This window comes from Streptomyces sp. ISL-1, assembly GCF_018614585.1.
GTDB classification, from domain to species: Bacteria; Actinomycetota; Actinomycetes; order Streptomycetales; family Streptomycetaceae; genus Streptomyces; species Streptomyces maoxianensis.
In genome coordinates this window covers 198,465-219,837 of sequence record NZ_JAGGOI010000023.1, presented here as the reverse complement: position 1 = coordinate 219,837, position 21,373 = coordinate 198,465, and the positions used below count along the sequence as shown (strand labels likewise).

Sequence of the window (21,373 nt, the reverse complement as noted above, 5' to 3'; positions counted from 1 at the left end):
CATCTCGGCGACCACGCATAACCTGGGTGCATGGACGTGAACGCGGCGGTTGCCGCAGCGGCAGCGATCGCCGGGTTGTGCACCGGTGTCATCGCCATGCTGGCGTTCCGCTGGAGCGAACGCGACCAGGCGAGACCCACCCGCACTTCCCTGCACACCGACGCCGCGCTGCCGCCTGGCGTCGACACGGTTCTGTCCGTGCTGCGCTCCTCCGCTGTCGTACTCGACGAGAGCGACTCCGTAGTCAAGGCCAGCTCCGCGGCGTACGCCCTCGGTCTGGTCCGCGGCGGAAAGCTCGCCGTCGAGCCGATGCTGCACATGGCCCGCGACACCCGTCGAGACGGCGAGATACGGCAGGTCGAACTGGACCTGCCCAGGCGCGGCACCGGCCGCGGCGAGGCCCTGGCCGTCTCCGCCCGGGTGGCCCCCCTCGGCTCCCGGCTCGTCCTTCTGCTGGTCGAGGACCTCACCGAGGCCCGCCGGATCGAAGCGGTACGGCGGGACTTCGTCGCGAACGTCAGCCATGAGCTCAAGACCCCGGTCGGTGCGCTCTCCCTGCTCTCCGAGGCGGTCATGGACGCCTCGGACGACCCCGAGGCGGTCACCCGCTTCGCCGGCCGGATGCAGATCGAGGCGACCCGGCTCACCAATCTCGTACAGGAACTCATCGACCTCTCCCGGGTACAGAACGACAACCCGCTGGAGGACGCCGAACCCGTACGCGTGGACGAACTGGTCGCCGAGGCCATCGACCGCTCCCGGCAGCCCGCGTCCACCAAACAGATCACGATGGCCGTGGGGGGCTCCGGCCGGGGATCCACCGCCGATCTGCACATCTGGGGCAACCGCGGCCAGCTCGCCGCCGCCCTCGGTAACCTGGTCGAGAACGCCGTCAACTACTCGCCGGCCCGCACCCGTGTCGGCGTATCCGCGCGCCGTGTCTCCGCGCCCGGCGGGGATCTCATCGAGATCGCAGTCACCGACCAGGGCATCGGCATCTCCGAGAAGGACCGCGAGCGGGTCTTCGAGCGTTTCTACCGCGTCGACCCCGCCCGCTCCCGGGCCACCGGGGGCACCGGCCTGGGCCTGGCCATCGTCAAGCATGTGGCTGCCTCGCACGGCGGGGAAGTCACTGTTTGGAGCTCCGAGGGCCAGGGCTCCACATTCACCCTGCGGCTTCCCGAAGCGGGCGCCGTGCGGGACCGTTCAACAACCGGACCGGATCGCGTCGACGAGGACGACGACCGGCCTTACGACACCGATCCGAACGCCGAAATCCCTGCCCCGGAGGTCCTTCCGTGACCCGAGTGCTCGTCGTCGAGGATGAGGAATCCTTCAGCGACGCCCTGTCCTACATGCTCCGCAAGGAGGGCTTCGAGGTCGCGATCGCGACCACCGGGCCCGAGGGGCTGGACGAGTTCGAGCGCAATGGCGCCGACCTCGTTCTCCTCGACCTGATGCTGCCCGGACTGCCGGGCACCGAGGTGTGCCGCCAGCTGCGAGGCCGCTCGAATGTCCCGGTGATCATGGTGACCGCCAAGGACAGCGAGATCGACAAGGTCGTCGGGCTGGAAATAGGAGCCGATGACTACGTCACCAAGCCCTTCTCCTCGCGGGAGCTGGTCGCCCGCATCCGCGCGGTCCTGCGCCGCCGCGGAGAGCCGGAGGAGGTCGCCCCGGCGGCGCTGGAGGCCGGCCCGGTCCGGATGGACGTGGACCGCCACGTCGTCACGGTCTCGGGCGGCAAGGTCGATCTCCCGCTGAAGGAGTTCGACCTGCTCGAGATGCTGCTGCGCAACGCGGGCCGGGTGCTGACCCGTATGCAGCTGATCGACCGCGTCTGGGGCGCGGACTACGTGGGCGACACCAAGACGCTGGACGTCCACGTCAAGCGCCTCCGCGCCAAGATCGAACCGGATCCGGGCGCGCCGCGGTACCTGGTGACGGTGCGAGGTCTGGGCTACAAGTTCGAGCCGTAAACCGGCCCGGTCCCGGCGCTTCGTGACGCGCCCGCGGCGCCGAGCGGTTCGAGGTTCGAGGGGCGTGCGCGCCGTACGCATCCGTCCCCCGGGCGGGCAGCAGCGGACAACATACGAGGGCGCCCCGCCAGAACCTGGCGGGGCGCCCTCGTATGCGTACCGCTGTGTCAGTGGCCCGCGCCGTGGGACGCCGACGACGAGTCCGTCGGGGTGCCCGGCTCGCCCGATTCGCCGTTGCCCGGCTCGCCCGGCGCGCCCGCGTGGCCCGTGGCCGACTCGGACGGGGTGCCGGACGGCGTGGCCGAGGCCTCGCCCTCCGGCGTCGGCGGCTTCGGCACCGAGCTCGGGCCGTAGCCCGTGAAGTAGCTCTCCGCCGGCACCACGAGCGCCTGCAGCTTCACGTCGCCCGTCTCGCTGAAGCGGAAGACGACCTCCTGCACGCCGCCCGTGTTCTCCGACGCCTCCCGGCCGCCCTCGACCACCGCGGACGCGTTGCCCGCGCCGCCGAGGATCACCGAGCCCTGGGCCGGCACGGTGATCGGGCCGGAGCCCTGGGCCGGGGACAGCTTTACGGGCGTCTTCAGCCCCGGCAGCGTGATCGCGTCGAGCGTCTGCTGCGTGGAGCTGTTGTTGAAGACCGTCGCGGAGATGGCCGCGGGGCCTTCGGCGCCCGGCTCCGGCTGAGTGATCACTGTCGCGTTCTGGATCTTGATGGTGTCCACCGCTGTCGCGGCGTTGTCCGGCTTGACCTTGAGAGTCTCCGCGTTGTTGCCCGCACCGCAGGCGGCGAGCGAGGCGATCGAGAACACGATGGCAGTCGCGGCGAGGGCACCGCGTCGAAGGCTGCGGCTCACGGCGCGGCATCTCCTTGGATCTACGGACTGGCTGGGGACGAGCGGGTGAACTGGCGTGTCAACCGGCCCGCGGACCGCCAAGCCTGTGTCAGTTCGCGCTCAGGTTACCGATCGCCCGTGCCCGCCCCGCACCCGACCCGCCCCTTCGCCGGTCCCGGCCGCCCGCCGCCGCGCGCTCTCGCCGTTTCGGGCGCTGTTCACAAAACGGCGTTGATCAATTCCCCGGGGCACCACTCATTCCTTACCGAATAGCCGCCGGTGATCAATTCCGGATTCGACGCGGATCCGTCCGTACGGGTGACCGACCGCCGAACGGAGTACGGGAAGTTCACCACTGGGAACCAGGCAAATCGGGACGTTCATCCCTCCAGAGGGGGGTTGTGCCGTGTGTAGCGTGCGCGTTTCTCTCCGCCCGCACAGCGGCTCCGACCTGCGAATACCCCCTTCCGGAAGCCGTCCGCAGCACGTTCATGTTGCAGTTGTCAAGCCCCGAGATGTGCCCTGACCTGCGAAAACGCCATTCAGAAGAAGCGGTTCTCGTGTTACTCTGGATAGCCACGGAAGGGGTACCTGTCACATGACGTTCAAGGTTGGCGACACCGTGGTCTATCCCCATCACGGGGCCGCGCTGATTGAGGCCATCGAAACTCGCCAGATCAAAGGCGTGGACAAGACCTACTTGGTGCTCAAGGTCGCCCAGGGCGACTTGACGGTTCGTGTGCCGGCGGACAATGCGGAGTTCGTGGGCGTACGCGATGTGGTCGGTCAGGACGGGCTCGAGCGGGTCTTCGAGGTGCTGCGGGCACCGTATGCAGAAGAGCCGACGAACTGGTCCCGTCGATACAAGGCAAATCTCGAGAAGCTCGCCTCCGGCGATGTCATCAAGGTCGCCGAAGTGGTGCGTGACCTGTGGCGTCGCGAGCGTGAGCGTGGGCTCTCCGCAGGTGAGAAGCGGATGCTCGCCAAGGCGCGCCAGATCCTGGTGAGCGAGCTTGCTCTCGCGGAGAACACCAACGAAGACAAGGCCGAGGCTCTGCTCGACGAGGTACTCGCGTCCTGACGCACACAAAGCACAAAAAATGCCGCGGTGCCCGCTGACATGCTGTGACAACAGTTCTGTCGCCGGGCGCTGCGGCATGTCCGTCTCTACTTGTCTCCACTTGTTCGTCGCTGCTCACAGCAAGTCGCTGCTCACAGAATCACGACACCCCGGCCCTTGGCGTGCCGGGCCCGGGCGGCTGGCGCAGACCAGTTGTCACGGAAGGGTCCGGTCAAGGCGTCGCGCCCGGCACGCTGTGGCCATACCCATGTCGGCCGAGGAAACAAACCTGCCGGAGTGCAACCGATGTCAGACGAATCGCGCCCGTACCGCACCGCAGCGGTGATCCCGGCGGCCGGCCGGGGAGTACGGCTCGGCCCCGGTGCCCCCAAAGCGCTCCGTACGCTGAACGGCACGCCCATGCTCATCCACGCGGTGCGCGCCATGGCCGCATCCCGAGCCGTGTCGCTCGTCGTCGTGGTGGCCCCGCCCGAGGGCGCACCCGAGGTCAAGAACCTCCTCGACGAGCACGCCCTGCCGCAGAGGACCGACTACCTCGTCGTGCCGGGCGGTGACACCCGCCAGGAGTCCGTACGCCTCGGGCTCGACGCGCTCCCGGACGACATCGGCGTCGTCCTCGTTCATGACGCCGCCCGCCCGCTGGTGCCCGTCGACACCGTTGACGCCGTCATCGAGGCCGTACGGGACGGGGCCCCGGCCGTCGTGCCCGCGCTGCCGCTCGCGGACACCGTCAAGGAGGTCGAGCCGGGCGAGAAGGGCGCGCCCGAGCCGGTCGTCGCCACGCCCCAGCGGGCCCGGCTGCGCGCCGTACAGACCCCGCAGGGCTTCGACCGGGACACGCTCGTGCGCGCGCACGAGACGGTCGCGCTGAACGGCGAGGGTGCGACGGACGACGCCGGCATGGTCGAGCAGCTCGGCGAGCGCGTCGTGGTCGTGCCCGGCCATGAGGAGGCGTTCAAGGTGACCCGCCCCCTCGATCTCGTACTCGCCGAGGCGGTTCTCGCCCGCAGGAGGGCCAACGATGGTTTTTAAGCTGCCCCAGACCGGCATCGGGACCGACGTCCATGCTTTCGAGGCGGGGCGCGAGCTCTGGTGCGCCGGACTGCTGTGGGAGGGGGAGGACGGGCTCGCCGGGCACTCCGACGGCGATGTGGCCGCCCACGCCGCGTGCGACGCGCTCTTCTCCGCGGCCGGCGTCGGCGACCTCGGCGCCCACTTCGGCACGGATCGCCCCGAGTGGTCCGGTGCCTCCGGTGTCACGCTGCTCACCGAGGCGGCGCGGATCGTACGGGCCGAGGGCTTCGAGATCGGCAATGTCGCCGTGCAGGTCATCGGCGTACGCCCGAAGATCGGCAAGCGGCGTGACGAGGCCCAGAAGGCGCTGAGCGAGGCGGTCGGCGCGCCTGTCTCCGTGTCGGGCACCACGACGGACGGGCTGGGGCTGACCGGTCGCGCCGAGGGACTGGCCGCGATCGCGACGGCACTGGTCTTTCGTACCGCAGGCTGAAACTGGCGTGAAATGCCCGGTGCGAGGGGCGAGTTGTGGACGGGGCGAGTCGGGCCCCACTCGTATTCCGGTCGGGGACAGTCACAAAGTTGTCCCCGCGGCGCAGAAGGGGCGCGGGGCACTGGCATCGGGCCACTACCCTTGATGCGTGACTATTCGCCTGCACGACACCAGCGCCCGGCAGATCCGTGACTTCACCCCGCTGGTTCCGGGTTGTGTCTCGATCTACCTGTGCGGCGCCACGGTGCAGGCCGCTCCGCACATCGGACACGTCAGGTCCTACCTGAACTTCGACATCATGCGCCGCTGGTTCCAGTACCGCGGCTATGACGTGACCTTCATCCGCAATGTGACCGACATCGACGACAAGATCATCGCGAAGTCGGGGGAGCAGAATCGTCCCTGGTGGTCGATCGGGTACGAGAACGAGCGCGCCTTCAACGAAGGCTATGACGCTCTCGCCTGCCTGCCGCCCACATACGAACCCCGCGCCACCGGCCACATCCCCGAGATGGTCGAGATGATGCGCGGCCTCATCGAGCGCGGGCACGCCTACGAGGCCGACGGCAACGTCTACTTCGACGTGCGCTCCTTCGAGGGTTATCTGCAGTTGTCCAACCAGGAGCTGGACAACCTGCTGCAGCCCGAGGGCGAGGGCGAGACCGGCAAGCGCGACCAGCGCGACTTCGCCATGTGGAAGGCGGCCAAGCCCGGCGAGCCGAGCTGGGAGACCCCCTGGGGCCGCGGCCGTCCCGGCTGGCACCTCGAGTGCTCGGCGATGGCGCACAAGTACCTGGGCGAGGCCTTCGACATCCACGGCGGCGGGATCGACCTGATCTTCCCGCACCACGAGAACGAGATCGCCCAGGCCAAGGCCTTCGGCGACGAATTCGCGAAGTACTGGGTGCACAACGCCTGGGTCACGATGAGCGGCGAGAAGATGTCGAAGTCGCTCGGCAATTCCGTGCTCGTCTCCGAGATGGTCAAGCGCTGGCGGCCCATCGTCCTGCGCTACTACCTCGGTACGCCGCACTACCGCTCGATGATCGAGTACAGCGAGGAGGCCCTGCGCGAGGCCGAGTCCGCGTTCGCGCGGATCGAGGGCTTCATCCAGCGCGTCGTCGAGAAGGCCGGGGGGCCGGTCGACGCCGCGCCCGAGGTGCCGCCCGCCTTCGCCGAGGCGATGGACGACGACCTGGGCGTCCCGCAGGCGCTCGCCATCGTCCACACCACGGTCCGCCAGGGGAACTCCGCACTGGCCGCCGACGACAAGGAAGCCGCCGTCGCCCGGCTCGCCGAGGTGCGGGCCATGCTCGGCGTCCTCGGCCTGGACCCGCTGGACGAGCACTGGGCGGCCGAGGCCGACCGCGACGACGACCTCCACGGCGTCGTCGACACCCTGGTCCGGCTCGTGCTGCAGCAGCGCGAGGCGGCCCGCGCCCGCAAGGACTGGGCGACCGCCGACGCCATCCGCGACCAGCTCCAGCAGTCGGGCCTGGTCATCGAGGACGGTCCTGACGGTCCGCGCTGGACCCTCGGACCCCGCTGACCGGCGACAGCCGGGGGGTCCGGGGGCTCCCCGGGACGGCTAAGGGCCGCCCCCCGGCTCGCGGGAGGGCACACTTTCTTACATACATACGCATTCGAAGCTTCAGGAAACAGGTAGTCATGGCCGGGAACAGCCAGCGCAGGAACCGCCGCACGTCCAACAAGAAGGGCGCGCAGGTCGGCAGCGGTGGCCAGCGACGCCGTGGTCTCGAGGGCAAGGGCCCGACGCCGCCCGCTTCCGCCCGTAAGGGACACAAGAAGAACCGCGTCGCCAACGCCCAGGCCAAGCAGACCGCGCGCCGAACCGTGGCCCGGCGCGGCGGCAAGGGCACGTCCGAGATGGTCGTCGGCCGTAACCCCGTCTTCGAGGCGCTGCGCGACGGCGTGCCCGCCTCCATGCTCTACGTCCAGCAGTTCATCGACAACGACGAGCGGGTGCGCGAGGCGCTCCAGCTCGCCACCGGACGCGGCAACATCCACATCATGGAGGCGCCGCGCCCCGAGCTCGACCGGATGACGAACGGGCTCAACCACCAGGGCCTGGTGCTCCAGGTCCCGCCGTACGAGTACGCGCACCACGAGGACCTCGTGGCCGCGGCCTTCGACAACCACGAGGACCCGCTGATCGTCGCGCTCGACGGTGTGACCGACCCGCGCAATCTGGGTGCGGTCGTGCGGTCGGTGTCGGCCTTCGGCGGCCACGGCGTGGTCGTCCCCGAGCGCCGGGCGGCGGGCATGACGGCCGGCGCCTGGAAGAGCTCGGCCGGCACGGCGGCACGCACCCCGGTCGCCCGCGCGACCAATCTGACGCGGGCGCTGGAGTCGTACCAGAAGGCGGGCCTCACCGTGGTCGGCCTCGCGGCGGACGGCGACCACGAGGTCGGTGACCTCGAGGCGCTGGGCGGCCCGGTCGTGATCGTCGTCGGCAGTGAGGGCAAGGGCCTGTCCCGCCTGGTCGGCGAGACGTGCGACTACCTCGTCCGGATCCCCATGCGGGGCGGCGCGGAGTCCCTGAACGCGGGCGTCGCCGCAGGTGTCGTGCTGTACGAGGCGGCCAAGCGCCGGGTCTGAAATAGGCGCCTTGGGAGGGCTTGACGGGTCTCGGACAGATTGGGCCAGTCAGGGCAGTGTCCTAATCACAAGTCACTCGGTTAGATGAGTGTGGACACCAGAACGCCCCGGCCCGGGTTTGATGATCAGCCTGCGCTGAGCATGGTCAAGGTGGACTGCGATCCCGCGCAGGTCATCGTGAACCATGCCAGCTTCCGGGTGCAGCTCGCCCAAAGAGCGCGCCCCGCACGTGCCCTGGCGGACACCGCACGGATTCCTGTCCTCGGCGGAGCCGGGACGGGGATGAGGCGGCGGGCGCCCGTCGTGTGGAGCGGGAAGTCGGCGCCCGGTGACGCCGGGGCGACCGGCCTGCTGCAGGCCGTGCGCAACTCCACCGCGGAGCACGACCCCTACGACACCGGCGCCACGCAGGTCATCCCGCGGCTCGACCTGGACGCCGACACCGCGCAGACGCCGGGCGTCGGGGGGTACGACTCGCCAGGCTCGCACCGTGACCGGAACCGGCCGCTGCTGCCGCCGATGCGGAAGGCGGTCGGCGCGTACGACTCGTACCACTCCTACGGCCAGCAGCCGTACGAGGACGAGGAGTCGGAGCGGACCGCCGGCTTCGAGCGGACCGCGGCCTTCGAGCGGACCGACAGCTTTGAGCGGACCGGCAGTCCCGAGCGTGCCGACGGCGAGACGCACAGGCATCGGCGCGTCGCCGCGGGAGCATCAGCGGCTGACGCGGGGGGCGTGCGCCACGCCTACTACCCCGGGCGGCGGATGAACCTCGGAGTGGTGGTGCTGCCGCTGCGGGTGTTCCTCGGCTTCATCTCCATCTACGCCGGGATGGGCAAGCTCTGCGACCCCGTCTACTTCGACGGCGGCGAGCGCGGCTCGATGATGAAGTGGCTGAACTCCCTGCACCCGTGGGCGCTCGCCGAGCCGCTGCGTGACTTCGCGCTGTCCCACCCGGTGGGCGCCGGCCTCAGCGTCGCCTTCCTCCAGGTCGTCGTCGGTGTGCTCACGGTCCTCGGGCTCTGGCAGCGGGTGGCCGCGGTCATCGGCGCGCTGCTGTCGGCGGCGCTGATCCTCACGGTGAGCTGGAAGACCGTGCCGGCGTACGACGCGCCCGACATCATCTATCTCGCCGCCTGGTCCCCGCTGATCATCGCGGGCGCCCCGGTCTACTCGATCGACGGGCGGCTCGCCGGCGAGGCCTGGCGCAAGCTCGGGCCGCGTTCGGAGCTGTGGGATCTGCGGCGGCGCGTACTGCGGCGCGGCAGCGTCGTCGCCGCCGTCGTGGTCGGCCTCACGCTGCTGATCGGCTCGATGCTCGGCGGGGCGGTGCGCTCCACGGACATGGTGACCGTCCCCGGGCCGGACCAGGACCCGACCAACCACCTTCCCGGGTCGCCGCTGCCGCAGGAGCCCAGCGGCGAACGCAGCTCCTCGGGCACCCGCGGCGAGGACGACAGCCCGTCGCCGTCCGCGACCCGTTCCGACAGCCCGCGGGAGGAGGACCTTACGCCCTCCGAGGACACGGTCCGCGAGAGCGGCCAGGCCGGCGGACAGCCCAGCGAGACGCAGGGCACGGGCCAGCAGCCGCCCGGACAGTCGCAGCCGGTCCAGCCGCCGTCCAGCAGCTCCGGCCCCTCGTCAAGCGGCGGTACGGGCAGTGGTGGCGTCTCGGGCGGCACCTCGGGCGGTGGGTCGAGCGGTGGCTCGGGAGGCGGCTCGGGCGGTGGCTCGGGCGGCTCCGGCGGGGGTGCCAACGGCGGTTCGGGCGGCGGCCGGGTGATCGGCGGCCTGCTCGGCTGAGGCTGAGTAAGCAACGGGAAGGGGCGGTCACCGCGGTGTGCGGTGGCCGCCCCTTCGGCGTGCTCGCTGTGAGCCGGTGAAGCCGGTGAAGCCGTCAACCTGTCTGCGCGGCAAGCTCCTTGGCGGCCTCGGTGAGGTCCTTGGCGGTGTCGATCGCCCGCCAGTACGCGCCGTTCGGCAGCGGGAAGCCGGCCAGTCGGCGCTCGCGGGCGAGACGGGGGAAGGTGGTGCGCTCGTGGTCGCCCCGGTCGGGCAGCAGCGCGGCGAAGGCCGGGGAGAAGACGTACACACCCGCATTGATGAGATACGGCGACGGCGGGGACTCGATGAAGTCCGTGATGTGGCCGAAGGCGTCCGTCTCGACGGCTCCCCAGGGGATCCGGGGGCGGGCCATGGCGAGGGTGGCTATGGCGTCCCGCTCGGCGTGGAAGGCGGCCATGTCGCGCAGCGAGAAGCGGGTCCAGATGTCGCCGTTGGTGGCGTACCAGGGCTGGTCCGGGTGCGGGAGGCTGGTGGCGGCGTACTTGAGGCCGCCACCGCGGCCGAGCGGCTCCGTCTCGACGACGGTGGTGACCCGCAGCGGCAGGTCGGCGCTCTGGAGCCACTCCTGGAGGACCTCGGCGAGATGACCGCAGGAGACGACGGCGTCGGTCACGCCCTCGGCGGCCAGCCAGGCAAGCTGATGGCCGATGATCGGGGTCCCGGTCCCCGGGATCTCGACCATCGGCTTGGGGCGGTCGTCGGTGTACGGGCGCAGCCGCGAGCCCTGGCCGCCCGCCAGGACCACGGCCTGCGTCGGATACGTAGGCGTATGCATGCCGTGAACGATATGCCGCGCGGGCCGGGATCTGCCGGGCAGCTCCCCTGTCAGCTGCCCTGGGCCTGCTGGGAGACGCCGGAGGCGAAGGACGTGTCGCAGACGGGGCGGGAGAAGGTCTGGGCGCGGGTGGGGCCGTACCGGTCCACGGCGGCGCGTCCGAGCGCGCGGGCGATCGTGATGCAGTGCCTGGCGAGCGAGGGGCGCTCCTCGACCGCGCGCTGGAGGTGGGTGAGGGCGGTGCCCGCGTCCTTCTCCTGGAGTTCGGTGAGGAGCTGGTCGCGCAGAACGTCCTGCGGGGCGCGGGACTTGGCGCGGACGGAGACGTTCTCCGACGAGGCGGTGAGCATCTGCGACTCGGTGGTCCGCCCTGCCCACGGGACGCTGGTGACCGCGAGGGTTCCGGAGAGCACCAGGACGACGGGCAGAACGAGGGCGAGAGAGCGGCCGATTCGGCGGGCTGTGTGGGTCACGCGAGCGAGCGTAGCGGGCAGTAATGATTTGGCGACATTTAGTCACCCGGCCGGGGGATGGTTCGACAATGCTTTTCGAATCGGGTGTTGACGTACGGGATCGAAATGACCGCGAAATGACCGATCTGCCGGGGTATTTGTCGACATACGGAAAACGGCCCCGCAGGGAAGTGCGAGGCCGTTCCGTGGAATCGGGGAGTGTCAGTCGCTGAGGCGCTCGCCCGTCGAGGTCGCGAAGACGTGGATCTCGCCCGGCCGGGGCACGACGTGCAGCTCGGCGCCCTTGTCCGGGACGGAACGGCCGCCGACGCGGACGACGAGGTCCTTGTGCTCGCCGCCGACCTGGGCGGAGCCATACACGTAGCCGTCGGCGCCGAGCTCCTCCACGACGTTCACCGAGACGGCGAGGCCGGCCGGGGCGTCCTCGGAGTCCTTGACGAGGGACTTGGCGGCGGACCCGCCCAGCTCGACCACGTCGAAGTGCTCGGGGCGGACGCCGACCGTGACGGTGGAGTCGCCCCTGTCGGCGGCGGCGGTCAGGGCGGCGCGGGAGACCGGGACGACGCTGTTGCCGAACTTCACGCCGCCGTCGGTGATCGGGACCTCGACGAGGTTCATGGCCGGGGAGCCGATGAAGCCGGCGACGAAGAGGTTGGCCGGGCGGTCGTACATGTTGCGCGGCGAGTCGACCTGCTGGAGCAGCCCGTCCTTGAGGACGGCCACCCGGTCGCCCATGGTCATGGCCTCGACCTGGTCGTGCGTGACGTACACCGTGGTGATGCCGAGGCGGCGCTGCAGGCTCGCGATCTGCGTGCGGGTGGAGACGCGGAGCTTGGCGTCGAGGTTCGACAGCGGCTCGTCCATGAGGAAGACCTGCGGCTCACGCACGATGGCGCGGCCCATGGCGACGCGCTGGCGCTGACCGCCGGAGAGCGCCTTGGGCTTGCGGTCCAGGTACTCGCTGAGGTCGAGGATCTTCGCGGCCTCTTCGACCTTCTTGCGGATCTCGCTCTTGTTGATGCCGGCGATCTTGAGGGCGAAGCCCATGTTGTCGGCTACGGACATGTGCGGGTAGAGCGCGTAGTTCTGGAACACCATGGCGATGTCCCGGTCCTTGGGCGGCAGATGTGTGACGTCGCGGTCGCCGATGCGGATGGAGCCGGCGTTGACGTCCTCGAGACCGGCGAGCATGCGCAGGGAGGTCGACTTGCCGCAGCCGGAGGGGCCGACGAGGACGAGGAATTCGCCGTCCTCGGTCTCGATCTCGAGCTGATCGACGGCGGGCTTCTCGGAGCCCGGGTAGATGCGTGTCGCCTTGTCGAAGGTGACAGTGGCCATGGTGATCTTCTCCTTCACCGGCAGGAACGTGCCGGACGATCCGAGTAAGGGAGTGGTGTAGTCCACAGGTGTGAACCTGCCGTGACGCTACCTGGCGTTGTCCGGTCTGTCAGTAGGTGCGGGGCGACGAAATATTCGACCGGGGCGGTGCGGGGGTTGGTTACACTGCTACCGCTGCCTCCTTAGCTCAGCTGGCCAGAGCACCGCTCTTGTAAAGCGGGGGTCGTCGGTTCGAACCCGACAGGAGGCTCCACAGTGGATGTGATCCACGACGCAGTAAGGGCCAGCTCAGAGGAGTGATCCTCTCGGGCTGGCCCTTCGCCATTCTCCAGGACTTTGTTGCGGTCAGTCGGTGCCTTCGAACTGGCCCGACCTGCGGCTCTCCCGCCCAGTGCCCGACTTCGGAGTTGACTGGACTGCCCTCATGCCGGGGGGACGTTCGATGCTCGGTGCCAACATTCCTCTGCAACTGCACCCCGCTCGGATCGATGGCGGCCGGGCACTCGTCTCCATCCCCGACCAACGCCGCGCCGGCAGCTTCTTGGACCGACCGGGACGTGGCCTGCTCATTGGAGCCGCGGGCAACGACGATTCGCCCCAGTTCTATCTGCTCGACGGCCGAAACGCCCGAGGGCGCCTGAGCCGCACCGCAGGCATTCAAGAGGTCACTGCACCCCTTGCCTACGAGCTGGACGATCTGACCTACGGCATCCTCTGGGCTGTCTCCAACTACGACGACGCATTGCAGGCAGACGATCAGGACTTGGCCGAGACGCGGACCGATCTCGAACGCTACGACCGTCTGTCCTCGTCAGCCGTAAGCCGGGAAGCCGCGCCGGGACTCAACTCCGTTGCCCACATGTGGCTCGGATCGGACTTCTGCGCGCGCCACATCCTCAAGGCGTTGCCCGACCTGCCGGAGCTACCGGCGTTCTGGACCCGAGAGCAGCGCGGCGAAGAAGCCAGTGCGTGGCTGATCTTCGATCACAAGTACCCGTACCTTCAAGCGACGACCCAGACACTCGGAGGGCCGAGCACGCGAGCGTTCTGCGTGCCCGAGGCCATCGTTCAAGCTTCACCCCGACATGAGCGGATCTTGCTCTTCCTGGCTGTGGCGCTCATAGAGTCCCTCGGCATCCATGCGCAGTTCACCACGGACGCGTCATACGAAGCCGTCGAAGGGTTCGTCGTCTCGCCCAACAAGGAGGCGATCATCGCCAACTGGGTTCGAGGCGACGGCATGTGGCATGTCGACGTGACCGGACGGACATCGATCGTCCGCGCATTCACCAATGCCGCAGGCGATGTTGCAGCAGATTCGATCATCGAGGCGCCAACGGCAGCGGAACGTCTGCGCGCCCTGGCGCACTACCTCGATCTTCCTTGGGCCTGGCTGATCCATCGATGCGCCCAGCTCGGTAAGTACGGGACATCGGGCCTGATCCAGTCCCGAAGCCGACTCGTATCAGCAGCCGGCCTCGATGCGGCCTGTTCGTACGTCGGTGCACTGCCGATCGACAGCTAGCCTGCAAGCCGCAAACCAGAAAGGGGAAGGCTCAGATGACGGACACGCGTCGACGCGTTGCAGTGTTCTCACTCGGTGGCACCATCGCGATGACCTCGCAGGATGCGGGCGGTGCGACCCCGACGCTCTCAGCCGGTGATCTCGTGGCAGCCGTACCAGGTCTCGCCGAGACCGGTGTCGTGCTCGAGGTCCACGACTTCCGACGACTGCCCGGTGCATCACTGGCCTTCCACGACCTACTCGATCTCGTCGAGGAAATCGAAGCGCTCGATGTGGACGGCGTGGTGATCACGCAGGGCACGGACACCATCGAAGAGACCTCGTACCTGATCGACCTCGTGTACTCAGCCGAGATGCCGATCGTGGTCACAGGGGCGATGCGCAACGCGAGCATGGCGGGCGCAGACGGGCCGGCCAATGTGCTTGCTGCCGTCCGTGTCGCTGCCAGCATCGAGGCCCGGGGGACAGGGGCAGTGGTCGTGTTCGGCGAGGAGATCCACGCCGCCCGTTGGGTACGCAAGGCCCACGCCACCAGCCCTACGGCGTTCACGTCCTACCCGGGACCGATTGGCTACGTAGCCGAGGACCGAGTACGGATCTGGAGCCGGCCGACCGAAGAGCCGAAGATCCCGCGCCAGCAACTCAGCAACGATGCCCGGACCGCGGTGGCGCTGATCGGACTCGGAGATGATGGGGTCGTACTGCGTGCCATCGGAGCGCAGGTCGATGGCTTGGTTGTTGCGGCGTTCGGCGCCGGGCACGTTCCTATGGGGTGCGTCGATGCGCTGGCAGACCTTGCCAAGGAAATGCCGGTGATCCTGGCGACGCGCACCGGGGCCGGACCTGTCCTGACCGATACATACGGGTTCCCCGGATCGGAAGCCGATCTGCTTGCCCATGGGCTCCTCGCGGCCAACACTCTCGGGCCGATCAAGGCGCGGATTCTTCTCCAGCTCCTGTTGATGCACGGTGCCGATCGCAGCGAAATCGCAGAGCATCTCAGCCGCATCCACTGACCCAGGACCACATCCCGAGAGGACTGTCTTGCGCAGCTACGAGTTGACCACCGGCCGAACCTTCGGGGTGGCGTTCGACCACGGCGACGACTTCTTTCCCACGCTCGCCGAGTTCTGCCGCAGCAACGGCGTTCGGCACGGATACATCCCCATGTTCATCGCGGGCTTCGCCGAGGCCGAGATCGTCGGCGCGTGCGAGAAGTTGGAAGACCCAGAGGCCCCAGTGTGGAGCAAGGTCCACTTGGCCGGGGTCGAGGCGATGGGATGCGGAACTCTCGCGTACGACGCCGAGACGGACACCGCGCTGCCGCACATCCATACGTCACTCGGAGAGAAGGCCCGCTCAGCCAACGGGCACACGAGTCATCTGCTCAGCGCCCAGGTGCAATTCCTGGTCGAGATGCTCGTGGTCGAGGTGATCTCACCGGTCATGACCCGTCCGCAGAATCCGGACCTTTACAACGTCCCGCTGCTGACCTTCGGTGCATGAGCTGCACACGCTGCCGCAGCCTGTCTAGGTTCAGTTGAGCCTTGACGGTTCACGCAAGACCGTTGAGGGGGGCGCTGGGTTGCCAGGAAACGGGCAGAACGACGTCGACGCCGTCACGGCGGGCCAGGGGCAGCAGTCGGCTCATGGTGGTGTCGAGGTCGTCGAGCAGGTAGGGCATGGGGCGCAGTGGCCGGTCCAGGCCGAAGAAGAAGTCGTCCCAGTGCACCAGGATGACCCGCCTGGCCCCGGTCGCGGCCACGACCTCGTCCCAATAGGTGTGAAGGAACTCGGCGGGCTGTTTGCCCAGCATGCCGACGCCCAGGTAGATGACGTCGGCGTGGTGACCGCGCAGCGCGCCGGGCCGGTAGTTGGCGCTGGCTTGCAGCAGCACGCGGCCGTGGGGGTGGGTGACGAGCACGGAGTAGGCGGTGCCGGTCTTCCAGGCACCGGCGCGGGCCGGCGGGACCAAGGGCTGGTCGACGGTACCGGGGTAGTGGTCGCCCGGGCTGTGCACGGAGTCCAGGAAGGTCAGCGTGAAGCTGCCGTAGGTGACTGTGTCGCCGTCGCCGACCACCCGCAACGACGACTCGGGGACCCCCAGGCCGCGGCCGATGTTGGCGGTGGACTCCGACCCGACCAGTTCGGCGCCGGTCTCCAGCGCCCACACCGGTGCGTCGAGGGCGTGGTCGTAGTGGGAATGCGCGCACACCACAGCGGCGAGGGTGTCCACCCGCAGCCGCTCGATGGCGGCACGGACCAGCGCGCGGTTCGGGGCGATCTTGCCCACGCCCACTCGCAGCATCCCCGGGCGGGTGACGAACCCGTCGCTGAGCACCGAGGTCTGCCCGTCCGAGAGCAGTACTGAACTGGTGCCCAAGAAGTGAGCGCTCAGCCCCTCACGGTGCGCTGCAGTGCGCTGCTGGTAAGGCAGGTAGGGCCGCAGACTCGGGCGACCGATCGGCACCTTCATACGAGCATCCTCGGACCCCAGGGACAGGAGTGCCACCTCCGGACCTCGTGTGCCCTCTCACAAACGGTCCATTCTGCGAAGCCCGGTCAGCACGCGCTGGTGAGCCGCCGCGAGGCCCGGACTTCTTCTCAGAGCTCGTCCGCGGACAGAGTTTCCCTACGCCTATCAAGTGCTCGCTTCGCTCGCTGCCCGACCGGGGTTCGGTCAGCGAGTCAGATCATTGCCAGCCCAGCCGCCGTCACGCAGCACAGCTATAACGGGCCCGGCTCTGCCCTCGCCCGCCATACGCCCGAGTAGCCCCAGAAGGCTGCACAGACACCAGGCCCAGAGCATCGGAGAGCAGGCGGAAGCTCGGGAGAACACCACAGTTGACGCTTGGGGCGTCTGCGTTCCCGGCCTCCTGAACAGCGATGTTGTCTGACACGAGGTCAGAGGTGCCGCACGGAGTGCGGCGGCGCCGGCCGGACGCCGCCGCGCTTGCCCCTCCATGTCTACGCCACCGGGGCCGCACGTCGTCGCCCGCCCGCGCCCACAAGGGGGCGAAAAGAACCAGGCCGGGGGTGGGGACGGTCGACTCCACGGCTTTACCCACACTCCCCGATTCGGGTCCCGCGTCGAGCAAGACCAGGGGGCCACTCGGACACATTGCGGGCAGAGGTGAAGCCTGCCCGAGTAGCCGGCAAGCGTACGGCCCCCTGATCATGCCCGACCCCAAACCGGGCAGGACACCGGCCAAAGCCCCTCCGCCGACCTCACGAAGTTGGACGCTCAGCCCGATTGGCCGCCCGCCCCCGAGTGCGCATCAGTGAACGAAAGGCGCCCCATCTGAATGTGTCGATTACGCCGATCTGCTGACAATCAGCGCGTTCTTATCGAGCGGGAGGATCGACCGGCTGCACTTGGGTCAAGCTCACCCCTGGTTCGGACAAGTTGAGTGAAACAGGGAGTAAGTGCATGAGTCCTGACAACAGGACAAGGTCCCCGCTGGGACCTGTACCCCGTCGAGACAAGTGGAAGGCCCGCGGCACGATCGTCTCGCTCGCGCTGGTCCTGGCGGCCGGGGTGGCCAGTCCGGTCGCGGCCGCGGCTCAGAGCATGGGCGAACGCGTGAGCGCGTCGAGCGGCCCGGGCGGCGGAGACGATAAGTGCAAGGGCGTGTCGATCGTCGGCGACAGGGACCGTTGCAGAGGAGGGACGGGCCCGACCGGCGCGACGGGTGCCACCGGTCCCGCTGGTCCGACCGGCGCGACGGGTGCAACCGGCGCGACGGGGGCGACGGGGGCGACGGGGGCGACGGGGGCGACGGGGGCGACCGGGGCGACCGGGGCGACCGGGGCGACCGGGGCGACCGGGGCGACCGGGGCGACGGGGGCGACCGGGCCCACGGTCAATGTCGGCGCGAGTATCTTCGCCAGTAGCAGCCAGACCATCCCGACCGACGTCTCCACCCAAATCGCTTTCGACGGCGCCGACTACGACACGGACACGATGTTCGATGACGCGTCCGACACTCTGGTGGTCAACACTGCCGGGCGCTACCTCCTCAAGGGAAGGCTTCTCTGGAGCTACACTCCGACTGCGGAGGCGTTCCGTAGCCTACACATCGAGGTCAACGGCAGTCCCTTCGCCTACGACGAGCAGGACACCGCAGACATCAGTGACGCTTTTGGAAATTCGCAGGAGGTGTCCACGATTGTTCAGCTGAATGCCGGTGACGTGATCTCCCTCAGCGCCGCGCAGACCACCGGAAGCAACGCCTCGTCGCTCGCCGTGTTTGGAGGCAAAGTCGTTGCTCCGCAGCTCCAGGCGGAGTGGGTCGCGCCGTAGGCAGCGCCCACGGCCCGATGGACTCTGTGACGGCCTGCCGGTCTGTCGGCAGGCCGTCACACTGAGCCTCTCAACTCGGCAACTGATCGGGTGACTCAGCACCCGTGCCACAACCGCGCCAGATCAGGCGGGGAATCACGGGGAACTCCAGTGACCGGCAGGGGCAGCGGCCAGCATCCACCGAGATCGGCATCCCGCAGGTCACGCCCGTGATCGCCCCACCTCGCTTGTAAAGCGGGGGTCGTCGGTTCGAACCCGACAGGAGGCTCCAGCGAAAGGACCCCCAGCCAATCAAGGCTGGGGGTCTTTGACATCCGGATCCGACATCAACGGCTGTGGTCACGCAGGGCGCGGGCGGCGCTTGAGCAGCCGGTCCGTGTGACTGATGGCCTCGCGCTGTGTGTCCTGCACCACATGCGTGCAGACGTCCATGGCGAGACTGATCTGACTGTGCCCAAGGATCTCCATCACCACACGGGGAGCGATGCCGGCGGCCGTGAGCAGAGTCGCGCACCCGTGGCGGACATCGTGCAGCTGGACGACCCGAAGGCCGCCGCTTCGCTGACGCGGACGAAGGAGCGGTGCAGGTTGCGCGGTTCGATCGGTCGGTCGGTCCGCGTCGTGAAGACGTAGCCCGTGCCGATCCAGTCGATCCCGGCGCCCTCGTACACCGCGCTCTGCCGCATCCGGTGCCGGCGCAGGGAAGCGATAAACATGGCAGCGGTACGGCGCGGGCACGAAGCCCCTTGGTCTCGTCGCTGTAGAGGACACCGCGGCGGCTCGTTGAGGGCGCGGGCGAGGCCGTCGAGGTTCGTAGCGCGGTCGGTGCTTCGAGTGACGGCGACGAACTCTTCTCTGAACCAGACGAGTCGGTAGCCGAGAAGTGCTTGGGCCACGGCCAGGCAGACGAGTCCAAGTCTTTGGAGCAAGAAGGGGTCTGCCCGAGGCATCGCGTTCCCCCGATCCCGTCGTCGAACTTTACGTAAAATGCGGTCAAGAGGGTGTTCAGGTCTGTCATCACGCACGGATCCTGGACGCCCTCACCCCACTCTGGGTGCCAATCCACAGAGCTACGTGTCGAGCGTGGCCGCGCTTGGCGGGAGTGCGCAGCCCGCAGGATCGAGGTCGGTGCCCAGGTGGAGGCAGCAATGAAGTTCCCTGACATGTCGCACAGTGCGCGTCTCACCGCCCATGGCGCCGTTTCCACAGCCCTGGCCCTGCACAGCGATCGCACCCTCGGCCAACTCGTGGACGCAGCCGCGCCGATCGGTTCCGGCATCGGCGGAAAGTCGGCCCTGCTGGAGATCGCCGGAACCCCGGTTTTCGTGAAGCGGGTGCCCCTCACGGATCTGGAGAGGCAACCGGAGCACGTCCGGTCCACGGCGAACCTGTTCGACCTGCCGGTCTTGTGCCAGTACGGAATCGGCGGCATCGGCGGGCCGGGCTTCGGGGCCTGGAGAGAGCTCGCCGTGCACATCATGACGACGAACTGGGTGCTCGCCGGGCAGTACGCGGGCTTCCCTCTGATGTACCACTGGCGGGTGCTGCCGGACTCGACGCCCCTGCCCGAGGAACTGGCCGACGTGGAACGGGCCGTCGCCTACTGGGGAGGCGAATCGCAGGTGCGCACTCGCATCGAGGCTCTCCAGAAGTCCTCAGCGAGCGTCGCGCTGTTCCTGGAGTACATCCCGCGGAATCTGCACCAGTGGCTGGGCACTCAGGTCGAAGCGGGGGACGAGGCGGCCGACCGCGCATGCGCCATGGTGGAGAAGAACCTGGAAACCGGCACCTCGTTCATGAACAGCCGCGGGCTCCTGCACTTCGACGCGCACTTCGAGAACATCCTGACCGACGGCGAGCGCCTCTACTTCGCGGACTACGGCCTCGCCATCTCCTCCCGGTTCGAACTGTCGCAGGACGAGGCCGACTTCTTCGAGCGGCATCAGACCTACGACCGCTGCTACACCGTCACGTATCTGGTGAACTGGCTGGTCACTGCCCTGTACGGGTACCAGAGGGAGGACCAGGAGGGCCGCTACGCGCTGGTGCGCGCCTACGCGGAGGGCAAGCGCCCGACGGGAATCCCGGAGGAGGCCGCGGGGATCCTCGCCCGGTACGCACCGCTCGCCGCGGTGATGTCGGACTTCAACCGCAAGTTCCAACGCCAGAGCAGGCGGACCCCATACCCGCTGGAGGAGATCCGCCGAATCGGCCGTATGTACAGCTCGTCCGTCGGCTGACGGACCCCTGAGGGCCAGTCTCACACTGACCTGCGAAAACTCTTCCTTTAGTTCAGCCAACGGTTCGTCTCCACCGAGGCGGCCCGCAGTTCCGGTTCGGCCGCACCAGTTGGCGAGGGGGGCGGCCGTGCCGGTGAGGGCCGCGTCTCCGGCGGCGTGGCCGTGAGCATCGTTGAGGTTCTTGAAGTCGTTTTTCTGGACTGGGGAAATGTCGGACGGGCGCAGGTCCCCGAGCTGTCGGCCGCCCGCCGGATGATCGCGGCCAGGTAGGTTCTGGCCATGGTTGACGACTGGCGGATGGACCGGATCGGGAGTGCTCTGCGAGGTGAAAACCCCACTGTCGTGCGGCGCTTGGACGCGGGGTTCGCAGTGATCGGTGATGTGCAGTTCCTGCCGGGCTACTCGGTGCTCCTGGTGGATGATCCGGAGGTAGAGAGACTGTCGGATCTGCCCAGGGACAAGCGGCTGGCCTTCCTGTCCGATATGGACCGGCTTGGAGAAGCAGTCGAGCAGGCCTGCCGCCGTTTGGACACTGCCTTCCGCCGGGTCAATCTGGAAATCCTGGGCAACACCGACGGGTTCCTGCATGCGCACGTGTGGCCGCGATTCCAGTGGGAGCCGTCCGACCTGGTGAGTGGGCCGGTGTGGCTCTATCCCCGAGACAGATGGAGCGACGGGCAGTTCGCACTCGGCTCCCAGCACGACCTGCTGCGCGAGGCGATCGGCCGCGAATTGGACCAACTGCGCTCGGTGCACTGACGGCGGAGTGATCACGGGTTCTCGTGCCGTGTTCCCGCCCTACGACCATGATCCGTTCGTGGAACCGGGCCTGCCGCACGAAGTGGCGACGCGCGC

General features: G+C 68.6%; 19 protein-coding genes, 2 tRNA genes and 2 pseudogenes. 16 read left to right on the top strand and 7 right to left on the bottom strand.

Going from position 1 to position 21,373, the window contains the following annotated elements; translation table 11 throughout:
* Positions 1-30: 30 nt before the first annotated feature.
* On the top strand, positions 31-1,302 hold the full coding sequence (locus tag J7E87_RS17765; protein ID WP_215095012.1) for a cell wall metabolism sensor histidine kinase WalK: 1,272 nt from the start codon (positions 31-33) through the stop codon (positions 1,300-1,302).
* Positions 1,299-1,979: a response regulator transcription factor gene (locus tag J7E87_RS17760; protein WP_108149499.1), complete on the top strand. Its 681-nt coding sequence runs from the start codon at positions 1,299-1,301 to the stop codon at positions 1,977-1,979. The genes J7E87_RS17765 and J7E87_RS17760 overlap by 4 nt, the downstream gene beginning before the upstream one ends.
* 167 nt (positions 1,980-2,146) lie before the next feature.
* Here the strand turns inward: J7E87_RS17760 and J7E87_RS17755 are convergent, their stop codons facing one another.
* Complete coding sequence (locus tag J7E87_RS17755) at positions 2,147-2,833, bottom strand: DUF461 domain-containing protein (protein WP_215095010.1); 687 nt, start codon at positions 2,831-2,833, stop codon at positions 2,147-2,149.
* A 577-nt stretch (positions 2,834-3,410) separates the two neighbouring features.
* On the opposite strand from J7E87_RS17755, the gene J7E87_RS17750 reads away from it, so the two are divergent.
* The 6 genes from J7E87_RS17750 to J7E87_RS17725 all read left to right on the top strand — a co-directional run bounded on the left by J7E87_RS17750 (position 3,411) and on the right by J7E87_RS17725 (position 9,822).
* On the top strand, positions 3,411-3,893 hold the full coding sequence (locus J7E87_RS17750; RefSeq protein WP_050374646.1) for a CarD family transcriptional regulator: 483 nt from the start codon (positions 3,411-3,413) through the stop codon (positions 3,891-3,893).
* 285 nt (positions 3,894-4,178) lie between these two features.
* Entirely contained in the window at positions 4,179-4,925 is a 747-nt protein-coding gene (gene ispD / locus J7E87_RS17745; RefSeq protein WP_215095008.1) for a 2-C-methyl-D-erythritol 4-phosphate cytidylyltransferase, read from the top strand.
* On the top strand, positions 4,915-5,400 hold the full coding sequence (ispF, locus tag J7E87_RS17740) for a 2-C-methyl-D-erythritol 2,4-cyclodiphosphate synthase (RefSeq protein WP_215095006.1): 486 nt from the start codon (positions 4,915-4,917) through the stop codon (positions 5,398-5,400). Before ispD ends, ispF begins: the two co-directional genes overlap by 11 nt.
* A gap of 148 nt (positions 5,401-5,548) precedes the next feature.
* Complete coding sequence (gene cysS / locus J7E87_RS17735; RefSeq protein ID WP_215095004.1) at positions 5,549-6,949, top strand: cysteine--tRNA ligase; 1,401 nt, start codon at positions 5,549-5,551, stop codon at positions 6,947-6,949.
* 119 nt (positions 6,950-7,068) lie between these two features.
* The gene (gene rlmB / locus J7E87_RS17730; protein ID WP_215095002.1) at positions 7,069-8,019 is read left to right on the top strand and encodes a 23S rRNA (guanosine(2251)-2'-O)-methyltransferase RlmB; all 951 of its coding nucleotides are present in this window, start codon (positions 7,069-7,071) and stop codon (positions 8,017-8,019) included.
* Positions 8,020-8,160: 141 nt separating this feature from the next.
* A complete protein-coding gene (locus J7E87_RS17725; RefSeq protein ID WP_215095000.1) occupies positions 8,161-9,822 on the top strand; it encodes a DoxX family protein in 1,662 nt (553 codons plus the stop codon).
* A 94-nt stretch (positions 9,823-9,916) separates the two neighbouring features.
* Here the strand turns inward: J7E87_RS17725 and J7E87_RS17720 are convergent, their stop codons facing one another.
* The 3 genes from J7E87_RS17720 to J7E87_RS17710 form a co-directional block, all read right to left on the bottom strand.
* Complete coding sequence (locus J7E87_RS17720; RefSeq protein WP_215094998.1) at positions 9,917-10,639, bottom strand: nucleotidyltransferase family protein; 723 nt, start codon at positions 10,637-10,639, stop codon at positions 9,917-9,919.
* A 50-nt stretch (positions 10,640-10,689) separates the two neighbouring features.
* Positions 10,690-11,112 (bottom strand): hypothetical protein, encoded by a 423-nt coding sequence (locus J7E87_RS17715; protein ID WP_215094996.1) that lies wholly within the window; start codon positions 11,110-11,112, stop codon positions 10,690-10,692.
* Positions 11,113-11,313: 201 nt separating this feature from the next.
* The gene (locus tag J7E87_RS17710; RefSeq protein ID WP_215095208.1) at positions 11,314-12,450 is read right to left on the bottom strand and encodes an ABC transporter ATP-binding protein; all 1,137 of its coding nucleotides are present in this window, start codon (positions 12,448-12,450) and stop codon (positions 11,314-11,316) included.
* 176 nt (positions 12,451-12,626) lie between these two features.
* Here J7E87_RS17710 and J7E87_RS17705 point away from each other — a divergent pair.
* From J7E87_RS17705 to J7E87_RS17690, 4 genes are all read left to right on the top strand, one after another.
* A tRNA-Thr gene (locus J7E87_RS17705) sits at positions 12,627-12,703 on the top strand.
* Positions 12,704-12,892: 189 nt separating this feature from the next.
* The gene (locus tag J7E87_RS17700) at positions 12,893-13,975 is read left to right on the top strand and encodes a transcriptional regulator, XRE family protein (protein WP_215094994.1); all 1,083 of its coding nucleotides are present in this window, start codon (positions 12,893-12,895) and stop codon (positions 13,973-13,975) included.
* A gap of 35 nt (positions 13,976-14,010) precedes the next feature.
* Positions 14,011-14,991 (top strand): asparaginase, encoded by a 981-nt coding sequence (locus J7E87_RS17695; protein WP_215094992.1) that lies wholly within the window; start codon positions 14,011-14,013, stop codon positions 14,989-14,991.
* A gap of 28 nt (positions 14,992-15,019) precedes the next feature.
* Positions 15,020-15,481: a PPC domain-containing DNA-binding protein gene (locus J7E87_RS17690; RefSeq protein ID WP_215094990.1), complete on the top strand. Its 462-nt coding sequence runs from the start codon at positions 15,020-15,022 to the stop codon at positions 15,479-15,481.
* Between the two features lie 49 nt (positions 15,482-15,530).
* On the opposite strand, the gene J7E87_RS17685 is transcribed toward J7E87_RS17690, so the two are convergent.
* Positions 15,531-16,451 carry an MBL fold metallo-hydrolase gene (locus tag J7E87_RS17685; RefSeq protein WP_215094988.1) on the bottom strand — a complete coding sequence of 307 codons (921 nt, stop codon included), beginning with the start codon at positions 16,449-16,451 and terminating at the stop codon, positions 15,531-15,533.
* A gap of 954 nt (positions 16,452-17,405) precedes the next feature.
* Between J7E87_RS17685 and J7E87_RS17680 the strand changes: the two genes are divergently transcribed.
* Both J7E87_RS17680 and J7E87_RS17675 read left to right on the top strand, forming a co-directional pair.
* On the top strand, positions 17,406-18,278 hold the full coding sequence (locus J7E87_RS17680) for a hypothetical protein (RefSeq protein WP_215094986.1): 873 nt from the start codon (positions 17,406-17,408) through the stop codon (positions 18,276-18,278).
* A gap of 160 nt (positions 18,279-18,438) precedes the next feature.
* Positions 18,439-18,549: transfer RNA gene (locus J7E87_RS17675), tRNA-Tyr, on the top strand.
* Positions 18,550-18,617: 68 nt separating this feature from the next.
* Here J7E87_RS17675 and J7E87_RS17670 read toward each other — a convergent pair.
* Positions 18,618-19,056 (bottom strand): annotated as a pseudogene (locus J7E87_RS17670) (tyrosine-type recombinase/integrase); the annotation flags it as partial.
* A gap of 370 nt (positions 19,057-19,426) precedes the next feature.
* Between J7E87_RS17670 and J7E87_RS17665 the strand changes: the two are divergent.
* Positions 19,427-20,518: a protein kinase family protein gene (locus tag J7E87_RS17665; protein ID WP_215094984.1), complete on the top strand. Its 1,092-nt coding sequence runs from the start codon at positions 19,427-19,429 to the stop codon at positions 20,516-20,518.
* A gap of 123 nt (positions 20,519-20,641) precedes the next feature.
* On the opposite strand, the pseudogene J7E87_RS36490 reads toward J7E87_RS17665, so the two are convergent.
* Positions 20,642-20,728 (bottom strand): annotated as a pseudogene (locus J7E87_RS36490) (hypothetical protein); the annotation flags it as partial.
* A gap of 69 nt (positions 20,729-20,797) precedes the next feature.
* Here J7E87_RS36490 and J7E87_RS17655 point away from each other — a divergent pair.
* Entirely contained in the window at positions 20,798-21,277 is a 480-nt protein-coding gene (locus J7E87_RS17655) for an HIT family protein (RefSeq protein WP_215094982.1), read from the top strand.
* The last annotated feature ends 96 nt before the right edge of the window (positions 21,278-21,373 follow it).

Coding starts and splice junctions, on each gene's coding strand:
- J7E87_RS17700 (WP_215094994.1), top strand. CDS start 12,893: ATGCTCGGTGCCAACATTCCTCTGCAACTGCACCCCGCTCGGATCGAT.
- J7E87_RS17725 (WP_215095000.1), top strand. CDS start 8,161: ATGGTCAAGGTGGACTGCGATCCCGCGCAGGTCATCGTGAACCATGCC.
- J7E87_RS17710 (WP_215095208.1), bottom strand. CDS start 12,450: ATGGCCACTGTCACCTTCGACAAGGCGACACGCATCTACCCGGGCTCC.
- J7E87_RS17695 (WP_215094992.1), top strand. CDS start 14,011: ATGACGGACACGCGTCGACGCGTTGCAGTGTTCTCACTCGGTGGCACC.
- J7E87_RS17680 (WP_215094986.1), top strand. CDS start 17,406: ATGAGTCCTGACAACAGGACAAGGTCCCCGCTGGGACCTGTACCCCGT.
- J7E87_RS17665 (WP_215094984.1), top strand. CDS start 19,427: ATGAAGTTCCCTGACATGTCGCACAGTGCGCGTCTCACCGCCCATGGC.
- J7E87_RS17685 (WP_215094988.1), bottom strand. CDS start 16,451: ATGAAGGTGCCGATCGGTCGCCCGAGTCTGCGGCCCTACCTGCCTTAC.
- ispD (WP_215095008.1), top strand. CDS start 4,179: ATGTCAGACGAATCGCGCCCGTACCGCACCGCAGCGGTGATCCCGGCG.
- J7E87_RS17765 (WP_215095012.1), top strand. CDS start 31: ATGGACGTGAACGCGGCGGTTGCCGCAGCGGCAGCGATCGCCGGGTTG.
- J7E87_RS17750 (WP_050374646.1), top strand. CDS start 3,411: ATGACGTTCAAGGTTGGCGACACCGTGGTCTATCCCCATCACGGGGCC.
- ispF (WP_215095006.1), top strand. CDS start 4,915: ATGGTTTTTAAGCTGCCCCAGACCGGCATCGGGACCGACGTCCATGCT.
- rlmB (WP_215095002.1), top strand. CDS start 7,069: ATGGCCGGGAACAGCCAGCGCAGGAACCGCCGCACGTCCAACAAGAAG.
- J7E87_RS17655 (WP_215094982.1), top strand. CDS start 20,798: ATGGTTGACGACTGGCGGATGGACCGGATCGGGAGTGCTCTGCGAGGT.
- J7E87_RS17720 (WP_215094998.1), bottom strand. CDS start 10,639: ATGCATACGCCTACGTATCCGACGCAGGCCGTGGTCCTGGCGGGCGGC.